The organism is Frondihabitans sp. Leaf304, assembly GCF_001423105.1.
GTDB lineage: Bacteria > Actinomycetota > Actinomycetes > Actinomycetales > Microbacteriaceae > Frondihabitans.
This window is the reverse complement of record NZ_LMNV01000005.1, coordinates 67422-85816: the sequence shown is the minus strand read 5'-3', so window position 1 is coordinate 85816 and position 18395 is coordinate 67422. Positions and strand designations below refer to the sequence as shown.

General features: G+C 63.8%; 17 protein-coding genes and 2 tRNA genes. 9 read left to right on the top strand and 10 right to left on the bottom strand.

Features of this window, described 5'->3' with window-relative positions:
- Window positions 1–312 precede the first annotated feature (312 nt).
- The 10 genes from ASF54_RS13770 to dnaA form a co-directional block, all read right to left on the bottom strand.
- Window positions 313–385 (bottom strand) — tRNA-Ala (locus tag ASF54_RS13770).
- Window positions 386–459: 74 nt separating this feature from the next.
- Window positions 460–533, bottom strand: a tRNA-Ile gene (locus ASF54_RS13765).
- A 74-nt stretch (window positions 534–607) separates the two neighbouring features.
- A complete protein-coding gene (locus tag ASF54_RS13760) occupies window positions 608–1015 on the bottom strand; it encodes a DUF3566 domain-containing protein (RefSeq protein WP_055964288.1) in 408 nt (135 codons plus the stop codon).
- Window positions 1012–3699, bottom strand: a complete 2688-nt coding sequence (gyrA, locus tag ASF54_RS13755; RefSeq protein ID WP_084816301.1) for a DNA gyrase subunit A — start codon at window positions 3697–3699, stop codon at window positions 1012–1014. Before gyrA ends, ASF54_RS13760 begins: the two co-directional genes overlap by 4 nt.
- Before the next feature lie 106 nt (window positions 3700–3805).
- Window positions 3806–5812: a DNA topoisomerase (ATP-hydrolyzing) subunit B gene (gene gyrB / locus ASF54_RS13750; protein ID WP_055964285.1), complete on the bottom strand. Its 2007-nt coding sequence runs from the start codon at window positions 5810–5812 to the stop codon at window positions 3806–3808.
- Between the two features lie 158 nt (window positions 5813–5970).
- The gene (locus ASF54_RS13745; RefSeq protein WP_055964282.1) at window positions 5971–6480 is read right to left on the bottom strand and encodes a DUF721 domain-containing protein; all 510 of its coding nucleotides are present in this window, start codon (window positions 6478–6480) and stop codon (window positions 5971–5973) included.
- Complete coding sequence (gene recF / locus ASF54_RS13740) at window positions 6477–7673, bottom strand: DNA replication/repair protein RecF (RefSeq protein WP_055964279.1); 1197 nt, start codon at window positions 7671–7673, stop codon at window positions 6477–6479. Before recF ends, ASF54_RS13745 begins: the two co-directional genes overlap by 4 nt.
- Window positions 7674–7719: 46 nt before the next feature.
- On the bottom strand, window positions 7720–8610 hold the full coding sequence (gene gnd / locus ASF54_RS13735) for a phosphogluconate dehydrogenase (NAD(+)-dependent, decarboxylating) (RefSeq protein ID WP_055964276.1): 891 nt from the start codon (window positions 8608–8610) through the stop codon (window positions 7720–7722).
- 62 nt (window positions 8611–8672) lie between these two features.
- Window positions 8673–9821, bottom strand: coding sequence for a DNA polymerase III subunit beta (dnaN, locus tag ASF54_RS13730; protein ID WP_055964273.1), 1149 nt, complete (start codon window positions 9819–9821; stop codon window positions 8673–8675).
- A gap of 716 nt (window positions 9822–10537) precedes the next feature.
- Window positions 10538–11953, bottom strand: coding sequence for a chromosomal replication initiator protein DnaA (dnaA, locus tag ASF54_RS13725; RefSeq protein WP_055964271.1), 1416 nt, complete (start codon window positions 11951–11953; stop codon window positions 10538–10540).
- 382 nt (window positions 11954–12335) lie between these two features.
- Here dnaA and rpmH point away from each other — a divergent pair, with 382 nt between their 5' ends.
- From rpmH to ASF54_RS13680, 9 genes are all read left to right on the top strand, one after another.
- Window positions 12336–12473 (top strand): 50S ribosomal protein L34, encoded by a 138-nt coding sequence (gene rpmH / locus ASF54_RS13720; protein ID WP_043595303.1) that lies wholly within the window; start codon window positions 12336–12338, stop codon window positions 12471–12473.
- Window positions 12474–12516: 43 nt separating this feature from the next.
- Entirely contained in the window at window positions 12517–12885 is a 369-nt protein-coding gene (locus ASF54_RS16170) for a ribonuclease P protein component (protein ID WP_084816300.1), read from the top strand.
- Entirely contained in the window at window positions 12882–13304 is a 423-nt protein-coding gene (yidD, locus tag ASF54_RS13710; protein WP_084816299.1) for a membrane protein insertion efficiency factor YidD, read from the top strand. The genes ASF54_RS16170 and yidD overlap by 4 nt, the downstream gene beginning before the upstream one ends.
- Window positions 13305–13309: 5 nt before the next feature.
- On the top strand, window positions 13310–14293 hold the full coding sequence (gene yidC / locus ASF54_RS13705) for a membrane protein insertase YidC (RefSeq protein WP_055964265.1): 984 nt from the start codon (window positions 13310–13312) through the stop codon (window positions 14291–14293).
- A 110-nt stretch (window positions 14294–14403) separates the two neighbouring features.
- Window positions 14404–14952 (top strand): Jag family protein, encoded by a 549-nt coding sequence (locus tag ASF54_RS13700; RefSeq protein WP_442855794.1) that lies wholly within the window; start codon window positions 14404–14406, stop codon window positions 14950–14952.
- A gap of 55 nt (window positions 14953–15007) precedes the next feature.
- Window positions 15008–15646 (top strand): 16S rRNA (guanine(527)-N(7))-methyltransferase RsmG, encoded by a 639-nt coding sequence (gene rsmG, locus ASF54_RS13695; RefSeq protein ID WP_055964262.1) that lies wholly within the window; start codon window positions 15008–15010, stop codon window positions 15644–15646.
- An 81-nt stretch (window positions 15647–15727) separates the two neighbouring features.
- The gene (locus tag ASF54_RS13690) at window positions 15728–16657 is read left to right on the top strand and encodes a ParA family protein (RefSeq protein ID WP_055964259.1); all 930 of its coding nucleotides are present in this window, start codon (window positions 15728–15730) and stop codon (window positions 16655–16657) included.
- Window positions 16657–17607 carry a ParB/RepB/Spo0J family partition protein gene (locus ASF54_RS13685; protein WP_055964256.1) on the top strand — a complete coding sequence of 317 codons (951 nt, stop codon included), beginning with the start codon at window positions 16657–16659 and terminating at the stop codon, window positions 17605–17607. The genes ASF54_RS13690 and ASF54_RS13685 overlap by 1 nt, the downstream gene beginning before the upstream one ends.
- A 61-nt stretch (window positions 17608–17668) precedes the next feature.
- A complete protein-coding gene (locus ASF54_RS13680; RefSeq protein WP_055964253.1) occupies window positions 17669–18253 on the top strand; it encodes a GNAT family N-acetyltransferase in 585 nt (194 codons plus the stop codon).
- The last annotated feature ends 142 nt before the right edge of the window (window positions 18254–18395 follow it).

Here is an 18395-nt window from a genome sequence, read left to right as displayed (position 1 = left end):
TCCGCCCGCCGGGCGCGCCCCGGGCCTGCCACCCGGCCCCCCCCGCTCAGCCCTGCCTCTGCCCGCCTAACCCGCGAGAGTGCGCAAACGGGCCGTCCGGTGGCTGTCGGGGGCCCATTTGAGCACTCTCGCCCGCACGAGCGCAGCGAGTGCCGCGGCGAAGCCGCCAGACCAGCACGACGAGATTGATGTGAGGTGAGCCGAAGGCGAACCAAACACACGAAAGCCGAATCGACCACTGCGGCGAAGCCGCCAGACCAGCACAGAACCCACTGCGAGCCCGAGCGAAGCGAGGGCGAGTACAACAAACTGTGGAGCCTGGGAGAATCGAACTCCCGACATCCTGCTTGCAAAGCAGGCGCTCTACCAACTGAGCTAAGGCCCCGGTCACTGACCAGGAGCGGCACCGAATGGTGCCTGGTCTTGGGGGTGTTTCTTCAGTGTCGTGAAGAGACACCGTGGGGCTAATAGGACTTGAACCTATGACCTCTTCGTTATCAGCGAAGCGCTCTAACCGCCTGAGCTATAGCCCCCTGGACCGAATAAGACAGTACCTTATTCGGCCCGATTCACTAAATCGAGCGGGGCCTCTGAGGCCCCGGCTGGATCAGTTGTTCGTGAAACCGACGAGCAAGCCGCCGGTGATGCGCACGCTCAGGTTGTACAGGAGCGCGGCGATGGCACCGAGGACGGTGCCGATCACGATGTTAAGGATCGCGACGACGATCGCGAACAGCATGACCTGCCCGATCGAGAGGGTGTCTTGGAGCGTGAAGCCCTTGTCGCCAAGAACCTCTTGGAGCAGCTTGTCGACGGTGTCGAAGATGCCGAGGCGCGTGAGGATCACGTACACGAGGAACGTGGCGACGACGGTGATGATGCCGAGGGCGACGGCGATCAGGAACGACAGCTTCACGGTCGACCAGAAGTCGATGTAGACGAGCTTCAGTCGAACCTGCTTTGTTCCGACTGGCTTCTTGGCTTTGCTCTGCAGTTTTTCTGCGACGCTAGTCATGCTTCGGTCGTGTCCTCTCCGGCGGTCTCACCCGTGGTGTCGGGCGATGTGTCGGTGCCCTCGACGCTGTCGGCGTCGGAGGACACTGTATCTACAGTGTCACCTTCCGCGCTGGCAGCGCCTCCGTCTACGGTCGCATCTTCGATCGCCGTCTCGTCGTCGGGCCCCTCGAGGTTTCGCTCGGTGTTGCGCGCAACGGCGATGATCCGGTCATCGGCGGCAAACCGCGCGAAGACGACTCCCATGGTGTCGCGGCCCTTGGCCGGCACCTCGGAGACCGCGGAGCGGACGACCTTGCCGCCCGACAGAACGACCAGCACCTCGTCGTCTTCGGAGACGATCATGGCTCCGGCCAGGTCGCCACGCGCCTCGGCCAGTTTGGCGACCTTGATGCCCAGCCCACCGCGGTTCTGGATGCGGTACTGGTCGGCGGCAGTGCGCTTGGCGTAGCCGCCCTCGGTCACGACGAACACGAATCCTTCTTCGCCGACCACCGATGCGGAGAGCAGGGAGTCGTCGTCGCGGAAAGTCATACCCTTGACGCCGGAGGTCGAGCGACCCATCGGACGGAGTGATTCGTTCGTCGCGGTGAAGCGGAGCGACATGCCGTGACGCGAGACCAGGAGGAGGTCGTCGTGCTCGTCAACCAGCAGCGCGGACACGAGCTCGTCGCCCTCGCGCAGGTTGATGGCGATGATGCCGCCGGTGCGGTTGGTGTCGTACTCGGTGAGGGCCGTCTTCTTGATGAGACCCTCGCGCGTTGCGAGCACGAGATAGTCGGCGACCTCGTAGTCGGGGATGTCGAGCACCTGCGAGATCTCTTCGTCGGGCTGCATGGCGAGGAAGTTCGCCACGTGCTGGCCCTTGGCGTCGCGGCCGGCCTCCTGCAGCTCGTACGCCTTGGCGCGATAGACGCGGCCCTTGGTCGTCAGGAACAGCAGCCAGTGGTGCGTGGTCGTGACGAAGAAGTGCTCCACGACGTCATCTGCGCGCAGCTGGGCACCCTTGACGCCCTTGCCACCGCGGTGCTGCGAGCGGTAGCTGTCGCTCTTGGTGCGCTTGACGTAGCCGCCGCGCGTGAGCGTGACCACCATCTCCTCTTCGGGGATGAGGTCTTCGACGCTCATGTCGCCGTCGAACCCGAACATGATCTCGGTGCGACGGTCGTCGCCGAACTTGTCAGTGATGGCCTTGAGCTCGTCGCCGATGATGGTGCGCTGGCGCTCCGGCTTGGCGAGGATGTCTTTGAAGTCGAGGATCTTGCGCTCGAGCTCGTCGTGCTCGTCTTGGATCTTCTGGCGTTCGAGAGCCGCGAGGCGACGGAGCTGCATGGCGAGGACGGCGTTCGCCTGGAGCTCGTCGATGTCGAGCAACTCGATGAGGCCGGTGCGGGCCTCGTCGACAGTTGGCGAACGACGGATCAGGGCGATGACCTCGTCGAGGGCATCGAGCGCCTTGATGTAGCCGCGGAGGATGTGCGCGTCGGCCTCGGCCTTGCGGAGTCGGAACGAGGTACGACGCACGATGACCTCGACCTGGTGGTCGACCCACGCCGAGATGAAGCCGTCGAGCGGAAGCGTGCGGGGCACGCCGTCGACGATGGCGAGCATGTTCGCGCCGAAGTTCTCTTGGAGCGAGGTGTGCTTGTAGAGGTTGTTCAGCACGACCTTCGCGACGGCGTCGCGCTTGAGCACGATCACGAGGCGCTGGCCGGTGCGACCGGAAGTCTCGTCGCGGATGTCGGCGATACCGGCGACACGACCCTCGCGTACGAGGTCGGCGATCTTGATCGCGAGGTTGTCGGGGTTGACCTGGTACGGCAGCTCGGTGACGACGAGGCAGGTGCGACCCTGGATCTCTTCGACGCTGACGACCGCGCGCATGGTGATCGAACCGCGACCCGTGCGGTACGCGTCGTGGATGCCGCGAACGCCAAGGATCTGCGCTCCGGTGGGGAAGTCGGGGCCCTTGATGCGCTGCATGAGCGCCTCGAGGAGCTCTTCGCGCGTGGCCTCGGGGTTGTCGAGGTACCACTGCGCTCCCGCGGCGACCTCACGGAGGTTGTGCGGGGGGATGTTCGTCGCCATGCCGACGGCGATGCCGACCGAGCCGTTGACGAGGAGGTTCGGAAAGCGCGCCGGGAGAATGGCGGGCTCTTGTGTGCGACCGTCGTAGTTGTCTTGGAAGTCGACGGTGTCTTCGTCGATGTCGCGGACCATCTCGAGCGCGAGCGGGGCCATGCGCGTCTCGGTGTATCGCGGAGCCGCGGCGCCGTCGTTTCCCGGCGAACCGAAGTTACCCTGGCCGTGGGCGAGCGGGTAGCGCAGGCTCCACGGCTGGACGAGACGCACCAGCGCGTCATAGATCGCCGAGTCACCGTGCGGGTGGAAGTTGCCCATCACGTCGCCCACGACGCGGGCGCACTTCGAGAAGGCGCGATCGGGGCGGTAGCCGCCGTCGAACATCGCGTAGATCACACGGCGGTGAACCGGCTTGAGGCCGTCGCGCACCTCGGGGAGCGCACGGCCCACGATCACGCTCATCGCGTAGTCGAGGTAGGAGCGCTGCATCTCGAGCTGGAGGTCGACCGCTTCGATGCTGTCGCGCTTCAGCTGCGCCGCGAACTGTGCCGGCTCGACACCCTCGGGGATGCCGCCGGTGGTGTCGTCTGTCTCGTCTGCCATCAGGTGTTTTCTTTCGGTAGCCGGCCCATCGGATCCTTCGATCGGCCTGAGCGCCCCGCCCGGGGTCGCGCGTCAGTCAGAGACGCGACCCCGCTCGGGGAGCGAATCAGATATCGAGGAAGCGAACGTCTTTCGCGTTCTGCTGGATGAAGTTGCGTCGGAGCTCGACGTCTTCGCCCATGAGGGTGTTGAAGATGGTGTCGGCCGCGACGGCGTCGTCGAGAGTGACCTGACGGAGGGTGCGGGTGTCGGGATCCATGGTGGTCTCCCACAGCTCTTTGTAGTTCATCTCGCCGAGGCCCTTGTAGCGCTGGATTCCGTTGTCTTTCGGAATCCGCTTGCCCTCGGCCTTGCCGGCGACCAGAAGAGCATCGCGCTCGAGGTCGCTGTAGACGTACTCGTGCGGCGCGTTCGACCACTTGATCTTGAACAGCGGCGGCATGGCCAGGTAGACGTAGCCCAGGTCGATGAGCGGACGCATGTAGCGGAAGAGCAGCGTCAGCAGCAGCGTCGTGATGTGCTGACCGTCGACGTCGGCATCGGCCATGAGCACGATCTTGTGGTACCGAGCCTTCTCGGGGTCGAAGTCGTCGCCGATGTCGGCGCCGAACGCCTTGATCATCGCCTGGACCTCGTTGTTGCCGAGGGCCCGGTCGAGCCGCGCCTTCTCGACGTTGAGGATCTTGCCGCGGAGGGGCAGGATCGCCTGCGTCTCGGGGTTGCGGCCCTGAACGGCCGAGCCACCGGCCGAGTCGCCCTCGACGATGAAGATCTCGCTGAGCGCCGGGTCTTTCGACTGGCAGTCTTTGAGCTTGCCGGGCATGCCGTTCGACTCGAGCACGCCCTTGCGGCGGGTCGAATCGCGGGCCTTGCGAGCGGCCATCCGGGCCTGCTGCGCCTGGATGCCCTTCTTGATGATCTCTTTGGCCTGCACGGGGTTCTTGTCGAACCAGTCGTTCAGCTGGTCGTACGCGACCTTCTGCGTGAACGACTTCGCCTCGGTGTTGCCGAGCTTCGTCTTGGTCTGACCCTCGAACTGCGGCTCGCCGAGCTTGATCGAGATGACGGCGGTGAGGCCCTCACGCACGTCGTCACCGGTGAGACGCGCCTCTTTGTCTTTCTCTTTGTCTTTGTCGTTCGTCTTGATGAGGCCCTTGGCGATGCCGTACGAGTTGACCACCGTCGTCAGCGCGGCGCGGAAGCCCTCTTCGTGCGTGCCGCCCTCGTGAGTGTTGATGGTGTTCGCGTAGGTGTGGACGCTCTCTTGGTACGAGTAGTTCCACTGCATCGCCACCTCGAGGGCGATCTTCTTCTCGGTGTCTTCGGATTCGAACGAGATGATGTCGGGGTGAACGACGTCGACCTTCTTCGACGCGTTGAGGTACTCGACGTAGTCTTCGAGCCCCTTCTCGTACATGAAGTCGTCGCTCTTGGCCTTGGTGCCGTCAGGGGCGTCGTCGGCGACGGGGCGCTCGTCGACGAGCGTGATTCGCAGGCCCTTGTTCAAGAAGGCCATCTGCTGGAAGCGCGCCCGCAGGGTCTCGTAGTCGAACTCGACGATCTCGAAGATCTCGGCGTTCGGCCAGAAGGTGATCGTGGTGCCGGTGTCGGAGGCGTCTTCGCCCTGGGCGAGCGGGGCCACCGGAACACCGTTGGTGAAGCTCTGACGCCAGACCGACCCCTGACGATGCACCTCGACGTCGAGCTCGGTCGACAGCGCGTTGACGACCGACGAGCCGACACCGTGAAGGCCACCGGAGACCGCGTAGCCGCCGCCACCGAACTTTCCACCGGCGTGCAGCACGGTGAGGACGACCTCGACGGTCGACTTCTTCTCGACGGGGTGGATGTCGACGGGAATGCCGCGGCCGTTGTCGACGACGCGGATGCCGCCGTCTTCGCGCATGGTGACGTGGATCGTGTCGCAGTAGCCGGCGAGTGCCTCGTCGACGGCGTTGTCGACGATTTCGTAGACCAGGTGGTGGAGGCCGCGGGGGCCCGTGGAGCCGATGTACATGCCGGGGCGCTTGCGAACGGCCTCGAGGCCCTCGAGTACCTGGATGTCGCTTGCTTCGTAAGAGTGGTCGGTACCGTCAGGCGAATTCGGTGACATGCTTTGTGGGGCTCCTGCCGTTTTTCTCGTGACGCCTCCGTCACCTGCGCGAAACAGGCCTCCGGACGACCTTCCGAGTCTACCGCAGGAGGCCCTCCTCCGGGGCGAAATCGGCCCTCAGAGCGATTTTCACGAGTGGGTTGACCGATTGAGCCCTGTCAACCGTAAGTATCGCGAGGACCACGCCCTGGAACAGATCTGGGACCGCGTTTCCAGGTGGGGGCGTTCGGGCCGAGAAAACGCATCGACTGGATCCCCGCCTCGGGGTAGGTGCCCATGATCGACGTAGTTATCTGAGCGCGCATCAGACGCAACTGCGTGGCCCACGCCGTCGAGTCGCACTGGACGGTCAGCGTGCCGTCTTCGATGCCGACCGGAACGGAGTGGTCGGCGAGCTCGACCCCCACCATGTCGGGCCAGGCCGTCATCAGGTCGGACTGCGCCAGGGTGCTGTTCCAGCCGAGCTCGGTGGTCACGCCCAGGATCACGTCGGCAATCCCCTTGGGGTCGCGCCCCGACGAGAACGGCTGGCTCGGCGCACCCGCCCGCGCGATACGTCGGCGGGCATCTCGCGACCGGGTCGACGGATCGCCGAAGACCTTGCGAAACCGCAGGTAGACGCGCTGCGCTTCGTTGTCGTCTTTCGGCCCGGTGGGCCGCGGGCTCACGGCGACACCTCGGGAACGACTTCAGGATCCGACCCGGTCACCTGATCGACGATGGTGCCCTTCGAGATCCGCACGGTGTGTGCAGCGAGACGCTCGGGCACGTCCTCCTCGACCGCCGCCGTGATCAGCACCTGCTCGTAGTCGGCGACTGCATCGGCCAGACGTTCGCGCCTCGACCGGTCGAGTTCGGCAAAGACATCGTCGAGCACGATCACCGGATCGCCCGTCGACGAGTCGCGCCGGAGGACGGCGGCCGATGCGAGCTTGAGCGCCAGCGCGAACGACCACGATTCGCCGTGACTGGCGTAGCCGCGGGCGGGAAGGCCGTTGAGAGACAGGAAGAGATCGTCACGGTGCGGGCCGACGAGCGTCACCCCGCGATCGAGCTCCGATCGCCGGACACGCGCGAGCGCCTCCTGGAAGACCGGCTGGATCTCCGCGGCCGGAACGGCCGCGTCGGGCTGCTCCACGGGATCGTCATCGTCACGAACCGTGCCGCGAATGCTCAGGACGGAACCGAGGTCGGCCGCGTGGTCGTCGCCGGCGACTGCACGGTAGGCCGCACGCACCTCCGGCCGCAGCAGCTCGACGAGGTGTTCTCGAGACGCGATGATTTCGGATCCTAGAGTCACCAGCCGTTCGTCCCAGATGTCGAGGGTCGAGAGCTTGTCGCCCTTGAGCCCGGAGGCCCGGGCCGACTTGAGCAGGGTGTTGCGCTGACGGAGCACCCGGTCGTAGTCGGAGAGGACTCCGGCGAGGCGGGGATTGCGCGCGACGAGAAGCTCGTCGAGGAACCGCCGCCGGCCGCCGGGATCGCCGCGCACCAGCGCGAGATCTTCGGGGGCGAACAGGATGCTCGAGAAATAGCGGGGCAGCTCGCGAGGCTTGATCGCCCCGCGGTTGATCTGGGCCCGGTTCGGCGACGACCGGTTGATCTGCACCTCGGCAAGAAGCTCACGGTCGCCGCTCTCGATGCGGGCACGCACGATGGCCGAGTCGCGGCCGGCCCGAATGAGTGCCGCATCGCTGGATACCCGATGGGAACCAAGGGTGGCCAGATAGCCGAGACTCTCGACCAGGTTTGTCTTGCCCTGGCCGTTGCGGCCTACAAAGAGATTGGGCCCACGCGCGAGGGTCACTTCAGCCGACTCGTAATTGCGGAAGTCGGTCAAACTGAGGTGGAGTACTCGCACGCGGGCCCATCCGGCGCAGCTGCGCCTGCTCGAAATCGAGCGGTGGCTAGTCGGCCTTCTTGACCGCGTGGCCGCCGAACTGGTTGCGGAGGGCTGCGACGGCCTTCATCGTCGGCGAACCGTCACCCTGGCGGGAGACGAAGCGAGCGAAGATCGAGGCGGAAATGGTCGGCATCGGAACGGCGAGCTCGATGGCGTCGGCCAGAGTCCAGCGGCCCTCGCCCGAGTCTTCGACGTAGCCCGAGATCTCGTCGAACTTCGGGTCGGCCTCGAGGCCGACGACCAAGAGCTCGAGGAGCCAGGAGCGGACGACGGTGCCGCGCTGCCAGGCCTTGAAGGTGCCGGGAACGTCTTTGACGAGGTCTTTCTTCGCCTCGAGCAGCTCGAAGCCCTCGCCGTACGCCTGCATGATGGCGTACTCGATGCCGTTGTGCACCATCTTCGTGTAGTGACCGGCACCGACGGGGCCGGCGTGCACGAAGCCCTCGGCCTTGGGGCCCTCGGGGCGGAGCGCATCGAAGATCGGCATGGCCAGCTCGATGTTCTCGTCGGAACCGCCGACCATGAGGCCGTAGCCGTTCTTCAGGCCCCAGACGCCACCGGAGACACCGGCGTCGACGTACTTGATGCCCTTTTCGCCGAGCAGCTTCTCGTTGTCGAAGTCGCTGGTCCACTTGGAATTGCCACCGTCGATAACCATGTCGCCCTCGGAGAGGACTTCGGAGAGCTCTTTGACGACGCCCGCGGTGATGGCGCCCGACGGCACCATGGCCCAGACGATGCGGGGAGCGGGGAGTGCGGCGGCAAGCTCTTTGAGGCTGGCGACGTCGGAGACATCGGGGTTGTGGTCGTACCCGGTCACCTCGATGTCGTGCTCGCGCAGGCGGGTGCGCATGTTGTTGCCCATTTTGCCGAGACCGATGAGGCCGATGTGCATGAGAATCCTTCGTTCAGGTGACGCGCGGCCGGTGTTCGGGAGCGCGGCGGTGGAGTGCGCGGCTAGCGCAGCAGGAGATTGGGCTGGAGGAGGTACTTGTAGCTGTCCGCACCGGGCTGATCTTTCGAGGATTGGCTCGTGATCAGTACGGGCCCCGGTTTGTTGGGGTTCTCGGTCTTGGTGAACGAGATGCGGACGAACTCCGAGTGAACGGCTCCCAGTCCGTCCAGGAGGAACTGCGGTTTCAACGAAACCACGGTGTCTTCTCCGGTCAGGAGCGCGTCGATCGACTCTGACGCCTGCGCTTGCTCGCTACCGATCGCCTCGAGGGTGAGGCCATCGATCGTGAACGTGAATCTCAAAGCTGCTTCGCGCTCGAGGACGAGCGACACACGACGGGTCGCCTCCACGAGATCGGCGGTGTTCATCACCGCGTAGTTCTCGACCGTCTCGGGGAACAGTCGCTTGACCGGGGGGAAGTTGCCCTTGATCAGGAGCGAGGTGACGATCTTGTTGTCGGCCTGGAAGGCAATCAGCTCACGGTCGTCGGAACCCGTGATCGCCACGGAGAGCGTGGACGCGTTGCCGAAGGTCTTGCCGACCTCCTGCAGGGTGCGAGCCGGTACGAGTGCGGTGAGAGTCTGGGTCGAGGCGGCAGTGCCGGGATCCCAGTCGATGCCGCGGACGGCGACACGGTAGCGGTCGGTGGCGACGAGCGACAGGGCGTTTTCGGTGACCTCGAGCTGCACGCCCGTGATGACCGGTGTGACGTCGTCGCGGCTCGCCGCGACAGCGACCTGAGCGATGGCGAGCGAGAAAGCATCGCCGGGAACGACGCCCGATTGCTCACCAGGTGCTGGCAACGTGGGGTATTCCTCGACGGGCATGCTCAGCAACGAGAAGTTGGCCGAGCCGCACGAGACGCTGATGCGCGTGTCTTCCGTGGTGAACGTGACGGGTGCGTTCGGAAGGCGGTTGGCGATGTCGGCCAGGAGCCGGCCGGAGACGAGGATCGTGCCGGGTTCGTCCACCTCGGCCGCGATGCTCGTTTGAGACGAGACCTCGTAGTCGAACGACGAGAGCGTGAGGCCACCCTCGTGAGCCTCGATGAGCACACCACTGAGGATCGGCAGGGTGGTTCGCTGAGGCAGCAGCTTCACAGCGAACGAGACGGCGTCGCTGAAGACGTCGCGGTTGACCTGGAACTTCACGCGGTGACCCCTATTCGAAAACTGCAGTCGATGCCCGACAGAGCATGGGCCCTGCGAGTGCAGGGCTCCGCCCGTGCAAACCGTGCCCGTGCAGAGCGCTGCCCGGCGGTTAATACTGGCACAGCAATTCTCCAGGTGGTTTCGGTGACTCCCAGGCTGCTCCGGGGTGCCGACTCATCCACAAGGTTGCTTTCTCCCTCATTCATTTCTAAGTAGGAGTAACAGTCTTAACCGTTGTGCACAGTGTGGATAACTTGTTAATAACCGCCTGGCCACTGGGAACTACATCCGTGTGACTTGTTGATGGATTGTGGGATCGAGGCCCCCGACCTGTGAGCGCGACCGACTGACAAATTCGTGTCATTCACACCCGAGGCGTCGGAGTGAACAATCCGTCCCCCGATTCTCCCCAAGTTTCCACAAGTTATCCACACTGGGGGAAACGCCCGAAATCGTGGGGGCGCGTCAGTGGCGCGTGGAGGGGGCGTGGGGCCTTCCGGAGGAGGCGCTCAGGCAGGGGTTAACACTCGAGCGCGAGGCCGGGACGTCGGATCCTGGGGCTTCGGCTCGAGCGTTTCAGTTCGGGGGCTCCGCCGAATTTGAAGGAGAAACCCCGGCCCGGCGACGGATTCATCGCGATCGGGCGGGGGCGAGCGGCGGTTTTTCCTTCGAATTCGGGGCCGGGCGGGGCCGGGCGCCGCCGGGGCTAGGACGGGCTACTTGTAGCGGTGATCCTGCTTGATGCGGCTGGTGAGCTCGGTGACCTGGTTGTAGATCGACCGGCGCTCCTTCATCAGCTCGGAGATCTTCTTGTTCGCGTACATGACCGTGGTGTGGTCGCGATTGCCGAACAGCTGCCCGATCTTGGGCAGAGAGAGGTTGGTCAGCTCGCGGCAGAGGTACATCGCGATCTGTCGTGCGGTGGCGATCGCCTGAGAGCGCGACGACCCGTAGAGATCGTCGACCGAGAGCTTGAAGTAGTCGGCGGTGTGATTGATGATGTCGACCGGCGCGATGACGTTGTCTTCGTCGAGGGTGATCAGGTCTTTCAGGACCGTCTGGACCAGAGCCATGTCGACGGCCGTGCGGTTGAGGCTGGCGAACGCGGTGACGCGGATGAGGGTGCCCTCGAGTTCGCGGATGTTGCTCGACACCTTCGAGGCCATGTACTCGAGGATCTCGTCGCGCACCTGCAGCTTCTCGCTCTGCGCCTTCTTACGGAGGATCGCGATTCGAGTCTCGAGGTCGGGCGCCTGCACGTCGGTGATGAGACCCCACTCGAAGCGCGATCGCATCCGGTCTTCGAAGCCGGTGAGGTGCTTAGGCGGCAGGTCGGAGGTGATCACGAGCTGCTTGTCGTGGTCGTGCAGGGTGTTGAAGGTGTGGAAGAACGCTTCTTGCGTGGAGTCTTTGCCCTGCAAGAACTGGATGTCGTCGATCAGCAGGATGTCGATCTCGCGGTAGCGCTGTTGAAACTGGCTCGACCGGTTGTTCGCGATCGAGTTGATGAAGTCGTTGGTGAACTCCTCGCTCGAGACGTACCGGACGCGGATGCCCGGATACATGCTCTCGGCGTAGTGACCGATGGCGTGGAGGAGGTGGGTCTTGCCGAGGCCGGATTCGCCGTAGATGAAGAGCGGGTTGTACGCCTTGGCCGGTGCCTCGCTGACCGCGACCGCGGCGGCATGGGCGAAACGGTTCGAGGCGCCGATAACGAAGTTGTCGAAGCTGTACTTCGGGTTCAGCCGCGAGTCGGTGCGTTTGCCAGGGGAGGTCTTCTGGACGGGCGCCGGCACGAAGGGCGCTTCGACGTACTGGGCCGGCTCGGCGATCTCGTGCGGCTGGCTGAGCGTGTCGGGCGTGATGTCGGGGTTCACCGTGATGGCGAAGCTGGCGACCGGAGAATCGTCGAGGGTCGCGATCGCGTCGAGAAGAGGCTCGCGAATCCGCTGCTCGAGCATTCCGCGAGTGAGTTCGTTCGGCACCTCGAGGTACAGGGTGTCGCCGAGCACGCCCTTCGGCTCGACCAGACTCATGAACCCGTGCAGCTGTGGCGTGATCCGGTCGTCGGTGGTCAGGCGCGCGAGAACCGTTCTCCAGAGGCCCTGAACCGGGTCGATGGTGCTGGTCACTGTGTTCTCGCTTCGTGTCTTGGGGGTGACGGGGGCGTGGTCGCGCGGGTGGAGTTCTCCACAGGGTTTTCCACCGGTGGCAAAAAGACCCGAGGATCCGCGCCCACCGACTGCCACCCCTGATGTTCCGCGGCGGAATACGCATTTACAGAGCCCCCGCCGCTGCGGCTCCCCCACCTTAGTTCGACACGGCGGGCCGAACACAACCCAGGTTTTCCACACTGTGGATAATGAGTGTTTTGCTCGTCGTTTGACCACAGGGCCCCGCTCGCGTAGTTTTAACCAGTTGATTTCAGTCACTTTGGGCTGACAAGACTTCTCGGACTGCGGCACGTGTCTCCGGCGCGTTCAGCTCGGTCCCTTTCCTTCTGGAGACAAAACCATGAGCAAGCGCACCTTCCAGCCGAACAACCGTCGTCGCGCCAAGAAGCACGGCTTCCGTGCCCGCATGCGTACGCGTGCCGGACGCGCCATCCTCGCCGCGCGTCGTGGCAAGGGCCGCACCGAGCTCAGCGCGTAGATCGACACGGTCTTATCGACCGGTCTGAGCCGGACGAGACCTCATGTTGGCTAAAGCCAATCGGATCGTCCGCGCTGACGACTACCGCAACACCGTGCGCCGTGGCCGTAAGTCGGCTACGGCGCACTGTGTCGTGTACCTGAGGGTGGTTTCCGCGGATCCTTCTCTTTCGGGGGCGTTGGCGCCTGGTCGCTTCGGCTTCATCGTCGCGAAGAACGTCGGCAACGCCGTGGTGCGCAACACCGTGCGGCGACGTCTCAAGGCAGTCGCCCACACGCTGCTCGGTGACGATGATTTCCCCCTCGAGCGAACGGATATCGTGATCCGCGCACTGCCAGGGTCGGATGCAGTTCAGTGGTCTACCCTGCTCGAAGAGATCACCGGAGCGGTGAACAAGGGTGTGAGAGCGTGAAGATCGTCCGATTCGTGGCACTTCTCCCGCGCAACGTCTGCGTGGCGCTTCTTCGTGCCTACCGCGCGGTCATCTCGCCGCTGTACGGCGATGTCTGCCGCTACTACCCCTCGTGCTCGACCTACACGCTCCAGGCGATCCAGAGTCACGGAGCCCTCAAGGGGATCGCCCTTGGTTCCTGGCGAATCGCGCGATGTAATCCGTGGGCGGCAGGCGGGATCGACGATGTTCCCGACCGTCACACGGCTCATGGGCACGAAATCAGCGTCTTGACCAGCGGTTTCGTTGTAGCCGCTGACAAAGAGTCGTCCTCTGGTGCGACCAGCCCGCTCCCCCTTAGTCCCCGGCTGCGCTTCGGCAGCGAAAGGCTGCACTTCAGCAGCGACAGGCTGCACTTGCGCAGCGAAAGAAAGGCCTGACCCGCATGCTCGATTTCATAGGCACGATCCTCTGGCCGATCCGCTGGGTCGTCGAGGCGATCCTCGTCGGGTGGCACTACGTGCTCACCTCTGTCGGCCTCGACGCCGACGCCGGTGTGACCTGGGTGCTGTCGATCGTGCTGCTCACGATCGTGGTTCGCGTCTGCCTCATCCCCATCTTCGTGCGCCAGATCAAGAATCAGCGCCGAATGATGGAGGTAGCGCCCCAGCTCAAGAAGATCCAAGACAAGTACAAGGGCAAGAAAGACCAGTTCTCCCGCGAAGCCATGTCTCGCGAGACGATGGCTCTGTACAAGGAGACGGGCACCAACCCTCTCTCGTCGTGCCTTCCGCTGCTGATTCAAATGCCCGTGTTCTTCAGCCTTTACACGGTGCTCCACAATGCTCAGCTCGACAAGGTCGGCATCGGCCTCCTCAACCGTGACCTCAGCAACGCGTTCGCGACGTCCACCCTGTTCGGCGCTCCCCTTAAAGAGACCTTCACCAACTCCGACGTCATCTCGGTCAAGATCATCGCCGGCGCGATGATCGTGCTTATGACGGCCTCGCAGTTCTTCACGCAGCTGCAGCTCACGACGAAGAACATGTCGCCCGAGACCAAGGCGAGCCCCATGTACAAGCAGCAAAAGATGCTTCTGTACGTGCTCCCCCTTGTCTTCCTCTTCTCCGGTCTTTCGTTCCCGCTCGGCGTCATGTTCTACTGGCTGACCTCCAACTTCTGGACCATGGGCCAGCAGTACGTCGTCATCCGCAACAGCCCGACGCCTGGCTCCGATGCCGCTCTCGCGCGTGAAGCACGGCTTGCCAAGAAGCAGCAGGACCGCGAGGCGCGGGGCAAGGGAAACCCCCTCAAGTCGCTCACCGAAATCACGGTGACCGAGATCGAGACTCCCAAGCGAGTGACCACCCAGCGCAGCCAGCCCGTGGGCAAGGCGCGCTCCAAGAAGCAGAACGGCCAAGCACGATGACTTCCGCTCCCCTCCCTACTGACGAGTCCGCCGAAGACCGCCTCGCCGCAGCATCTCAGACCACTGACGAGGCGATTGCTTCGAGTGGGGCGCTCGAGGTCGCGTCGGTTGTGTCAGACGCCGAATCCTCGACCGGCGACGTGTCGGATGCCTCCGAGGGGCAGAGCGACGTGCGCAACGACGATGATGTCGACGCGGGCGACGATGCAGGGCCCGACGAGGGCGACATCGCTGCCGACTACATCGAAGAGCTGCTCGACATCCTCGATCTCGATGGCGACATCGACATCGAGACCCGCGGTGGGCGTTCCTACATCTCCGTCGACTCGTCGGGTGAGAACGACCTCCGCGTTCTGTCCAAGCCGGAGACGGTCACAGCTCTTCAAGAGTTGACCCGTATCGCCGTTCAGGCCAAGACCGGTGAGTTCTCCCGCTTGATCCTCGACGTCGGCGGCTCTCGCGCGACACGTGAGCAGGAGCTTGCCGCCCTCGTGGAGCGAGCTGCCGAACGCCTCGAAGAGGGAGCCACGTCGGCGTCCCTGCCTCCTATGTCGTCGTACGAGCGCAAGCTCGTCCACGACATCGTGGCCGCGCGAGGTTTCACGTCGGAGTCAGAGGGCGAAGGCCGCGACCGGCACACTGTCGTGACCCGCCCGTGATCGCAGCTTCCACGTTGGTAAGCGTCACCTCCGCTCGCATGTTCCACGTGAAACGATGACCGCCGTCCTTCCCGATCTTGAGCCCGAGCCCGCATTCGCGGCTGATCTCTTCCGCGATCGCATTGACGTCGTTCGGCAGTTCACTGCAGATCTCGCTCAGTACGGCGAGGAGCTAGGGCTCATCGGGCCCCTGGAGCTCCCTCGGCTGTGGACTCGCCACGTGATCAACAGTGGTCTCCTAGCGCCTCTTCTCGTCGCGGGGCGAGTGGGAGATATTGGTTCTGGGGCCGGCTTGCCCGGTCTCGTGTTGGCCGCGGCACGACCGGATTCGACGTTGATCCTTATCGAACCGATGGAGCGCCGCACGGATTGGCTGCGCGCCGAGGCGGATCGCCTCGGGCTCACCAATGTGGAAGTCGTCCGGGCTCGCGCCGAAGAGGCCGAGATCTCTCCGTGGCTCGATCAGGCCACTGCCCGTGCTGTGAGCGCACTCTCGAAGCTCATCCCGCTCACCGTTCCATTGGTAAAGACGGGCGGTCAGTTGCTTTTCCTCAAGGGTGCTCGAGTGGCCGACGAAGTGACAGCAGCGCGCAAAGTAATCGCCAAGAACCACCTCAGTGACTTCGAGGTGCTGGAGCTTGGGGTCGGTGTACTCGACGAAACCACGAGAGTCTTTCGGGCTACAGTTGACTGACTTGCGGTAACGAGCTGGCTGTTTTTGCGCCACTCTCAATGACCGTTTCACGTGAAACACAGCGATTCGGAGACGCATCCGGTGACTACTGCCTCCACCCCTTCTGAGCCCAAAGGGCCGGTCGCTTTTGACGCCACCACTCCCCTGGCTCGTGAGTTGGCTGATTTATCGCGACGCCGTGAGGCCCTGCGCGCGGATCACCTCCCCCGGCCCGAGCGCACGCGTGTGATGACGATCTCGAATCAGAAGGGCGGCGTCGGTAAGACGACGTCGACCGTGAACTTGGCCGCGGGTCTGGCGCGCGGAGGAGCTCGAGTCCTTGTGATCGACCTTGATCCGCAGGGTAACGCCTCTACTGCACTAGGAGTGGAGCATCGCGCTGAGACCGCAAGTGTCTACGACGTTGTGGTCGGCGAATCCGCCATCGCCGACGTGATTCAAAAGAGCCCGGAGTTCGAGCTCCTTTTCTGCGTGCCCTCCACGATTCACCTCGCGGGAGCGGAGATCGAACTCGTCTCGCTCGTCGCCCGCGAGCAGCGACTTCGTACTGCTCTGGATGCCTTCCTGTCGGCCACCGAGGAGGCCGGAGAGCGCTTCGACTACGTGTTCATCGACTGCCCGCCGTCTCTGGGGCTCCTGACGATCAACGCCTTTGTTGCCGCTCAAGAGGTTCTGATCCCCATCCAGTGCGAGTACTACGCCCTCGAGGGCTTGAGCCAGTTGCTCCGTAACATCCAGCTCATCGAGAAGCACCTGAACCCGGCGCTCACGGTCTCGAGCATTCTGCTGACCATGTACGACGGTCGCACGAATCTTTCGCAACAGGTTGCTGCTGATGTGCGCGAGCACTTCCCGAAAGAGGTGTTGAAGACCATGATTCCGAGGTCCGTGCGCATCTCTGAGGCACCGGGATACGGCCAGACAGTGATCAGCTACGACACCAACTCCCCCGGCTCGCTCTCGTATCTCGAAGCCGCCGCTGAAATCGCACACCGAGGAGCACCCGCCTGATGGCAACAAAGAGAACTGGGCTCGGCCGCGGAATTGGCGCCCTCATTCCCGTTACCGACGAGACTCAGGGTCGCCCCGTCGACGTGTTCTTTCCTACGCGCGAGCAGACGGCAGAAGAGCTGGTGGCTGTTCCCGGGGCCCGTCTTGCCAACCTGAACCCGCTCGACATCGTCCCGAACGCACAGCAGCCCCGCACGGAGTTTCGCGACGAAGAATTGCGCGAACTCGTGGCATCGATCCGCGAAGTCGGCGTTCTCCAGCCGATCGTTGTTCGAGCGATCAAGGATCCGGCAAAGGGTTCTGCCCCCTATGAGCTCGTCATGGGTGAGCGGCGCCTGCGGGCCACCAAGGAGCTCGGCCTTGCGACGATTCCGGCGATCGTCAAAGACACGGCCGACGACGCAATGCTCCGGGATGCCCTTCTGGAGAACCTGCACCGCGCACAGTTGAACCCACTCGAAGAAGCATCCGCATATCAGCAGCTACTGGCTGACTTCGGGATCACTCAGGAAGAGCTGGCCGGTCGTATCGGCCGAAGCCGACCGCAGATCACCAACACCATTCGTTTGCTTCGACTCCCCTCCCCCGTGCAGCGCCGGGTGGCGTCGGGTGTTCTCTCGGCCGGTCACGCTCGGGCAATCCTCTCGGTCGGTGATGCTGCCGGCATGGAGCGGCTGGCCGACAAGATCGTCAATGAAGATCTCTCCGTTCGAGCGGCAGAGGCGGCCGCAGCCGGAATCTCGACGAAGCCGAAGAAGGCCAGTTCGACGTCGGGGGCAACGCAGGGTCATCTGAACGAGGTCGCTGATCGACTCGGCGACCGACTCGACACGCGAGTTAAGGTGACCCTGGGTGCTCGAAAGGGCTCGATCACGATCGACTTCGCTTCAGTGGGAGACCTCAACCGAATTTTGAGTGAAATCGGGCAAGACCCCTTTGGTGTGGCTTAGTCAAGGTGCCGTTGATCAGGGTATTTACCCACTTCGTAGCCCTGCGTCGATCTGAGGGCCGATGACTGAGACCGAGACTGTGCTTTTCGGCTCGAGCCGGCATGACGAGCTCCTCCAAAGCGGCTTTCGTCCCGTGGGCGAGTCATGGGGTGCGCGACTCGAGGTGAGCCCGTCGGTCTTGTTGCTGTGCAGAGAGATTGTGGTTGGAGCCGAGGCCAGCGGCTTCATGTACGGCGAGCTCGGGCGGTCTGATCTCGGGGATGTCGTTCATCTCGAGTCACTCGTTGCGGGCGACTACCCCAGCACTCCCGCAACAGTCCACGAGGCACCGAGTCTGCGAGAACTGGAGGCGCTAAGCGATGGAGGCGTGCGGTCCTTTGGAATTCGCCACGACGGATCCTTGGTGGCTGTCACTCTCGTCGGTTCGGCCGCATATCGTGCGGAGACCGAGTTCACGTCGGTGCACCCCGAGTACAGACGCCGAGGTCTAGCTAAGGCTGTGAAGGCATCGTCGATCTTGGCCTTGGCGCTCGAGGGTGTGGAACTGTTTGGAACCGGGGGCGCAGCGGTCAACGAGGCCAGCGTTCGGATGAATGAGGCCTTGGGGTACCGGATCACGGAGCGTTGGGTGAGTCTCGAGCGGTAGGCGCGGCAGTGTTTCACGTGAAACAACCGCGGGGTATTGAGTCAGCTTGGCGGCGGCGGTGCTGGCGCCGAACCTCGACATCATCTTGGACCCAAGGTAGCGGCACAGACCCGCTAGGCCGGCAGACACCCGCGACGTAGCT

Excerpts from the sequence above, each read along its gene's own strand:
- rpmH (WP_043595303.1), top strand. The coding sequence starts at position 12,336 with ATGAGCAAGCGCACCTTCCAGCCGAACAACCGTCGTCGCGCCAAGAAG.
- gyrB (WP_055964285.1), bottom strand. The coding sequence starts at position 5,812 with ATGTCACCGAATTCGCCTGACGGTACCGACCACTCTTACGAAGCAAGC.
- ASF54_RS13680 (WP_055964253.1), top strand. The coding sequence starts at position 17,669 with ATGACTGAGACCGAGACTGTGCTTTTCGGCTCGAGCCGGCATGACGAG.
- gyrA (WP_084816301.1), bottom strand. The coding sequence starts at position 3,699 with ATGGCAGACGAGACAGACGACACCACCGGCGGCATCCCCGAGGGTGTC.
- rsmG (WP_055964262.1), top strand. The coding sequence starts at position 15,008 with ATGACCGCCGTCCTTCCCGATCTTGAGCCCGAGCCCGCATTCGCGGCT.
- ASF54_RS13685 (WP_055964256.1), top strand. The coding sequence starts at position 16,657 with ATGGCAACAAAGAGAACTGGGCTCGGCCGCGGAATTGGCGCCCTCATT.
- yidC (WP_055964265.1), top strand. The coding sequence starts at position 13,310 with ATGCTCGATTTCATAGGCACGATCCTCTGGCCGATCCGCTGGGTCGTC.
- ASF54_RS16170 (WP_084816300.1), top strand. The coding sequence starts at position 12,517 with ATGTTGGCTAAAGCCAATCGGATCGTCCGCGCTGACGACTACCGCAAC.
- gnd (WP_055964276.1), bottom strand. The coding sequence starts at position 8,610 with ATGCACATCGGCCTCATCGGTCTCGGCAAAATGGGCAACAACATGCGC.
- ASF54_RS13760 (WP_055964288.1), bottom strand. The coding sequence starts at position 1,015 with ATGACTAGCGTCGCAGAAAAACTGCAGAGCAAAGCCAAGAAGCCAGTC.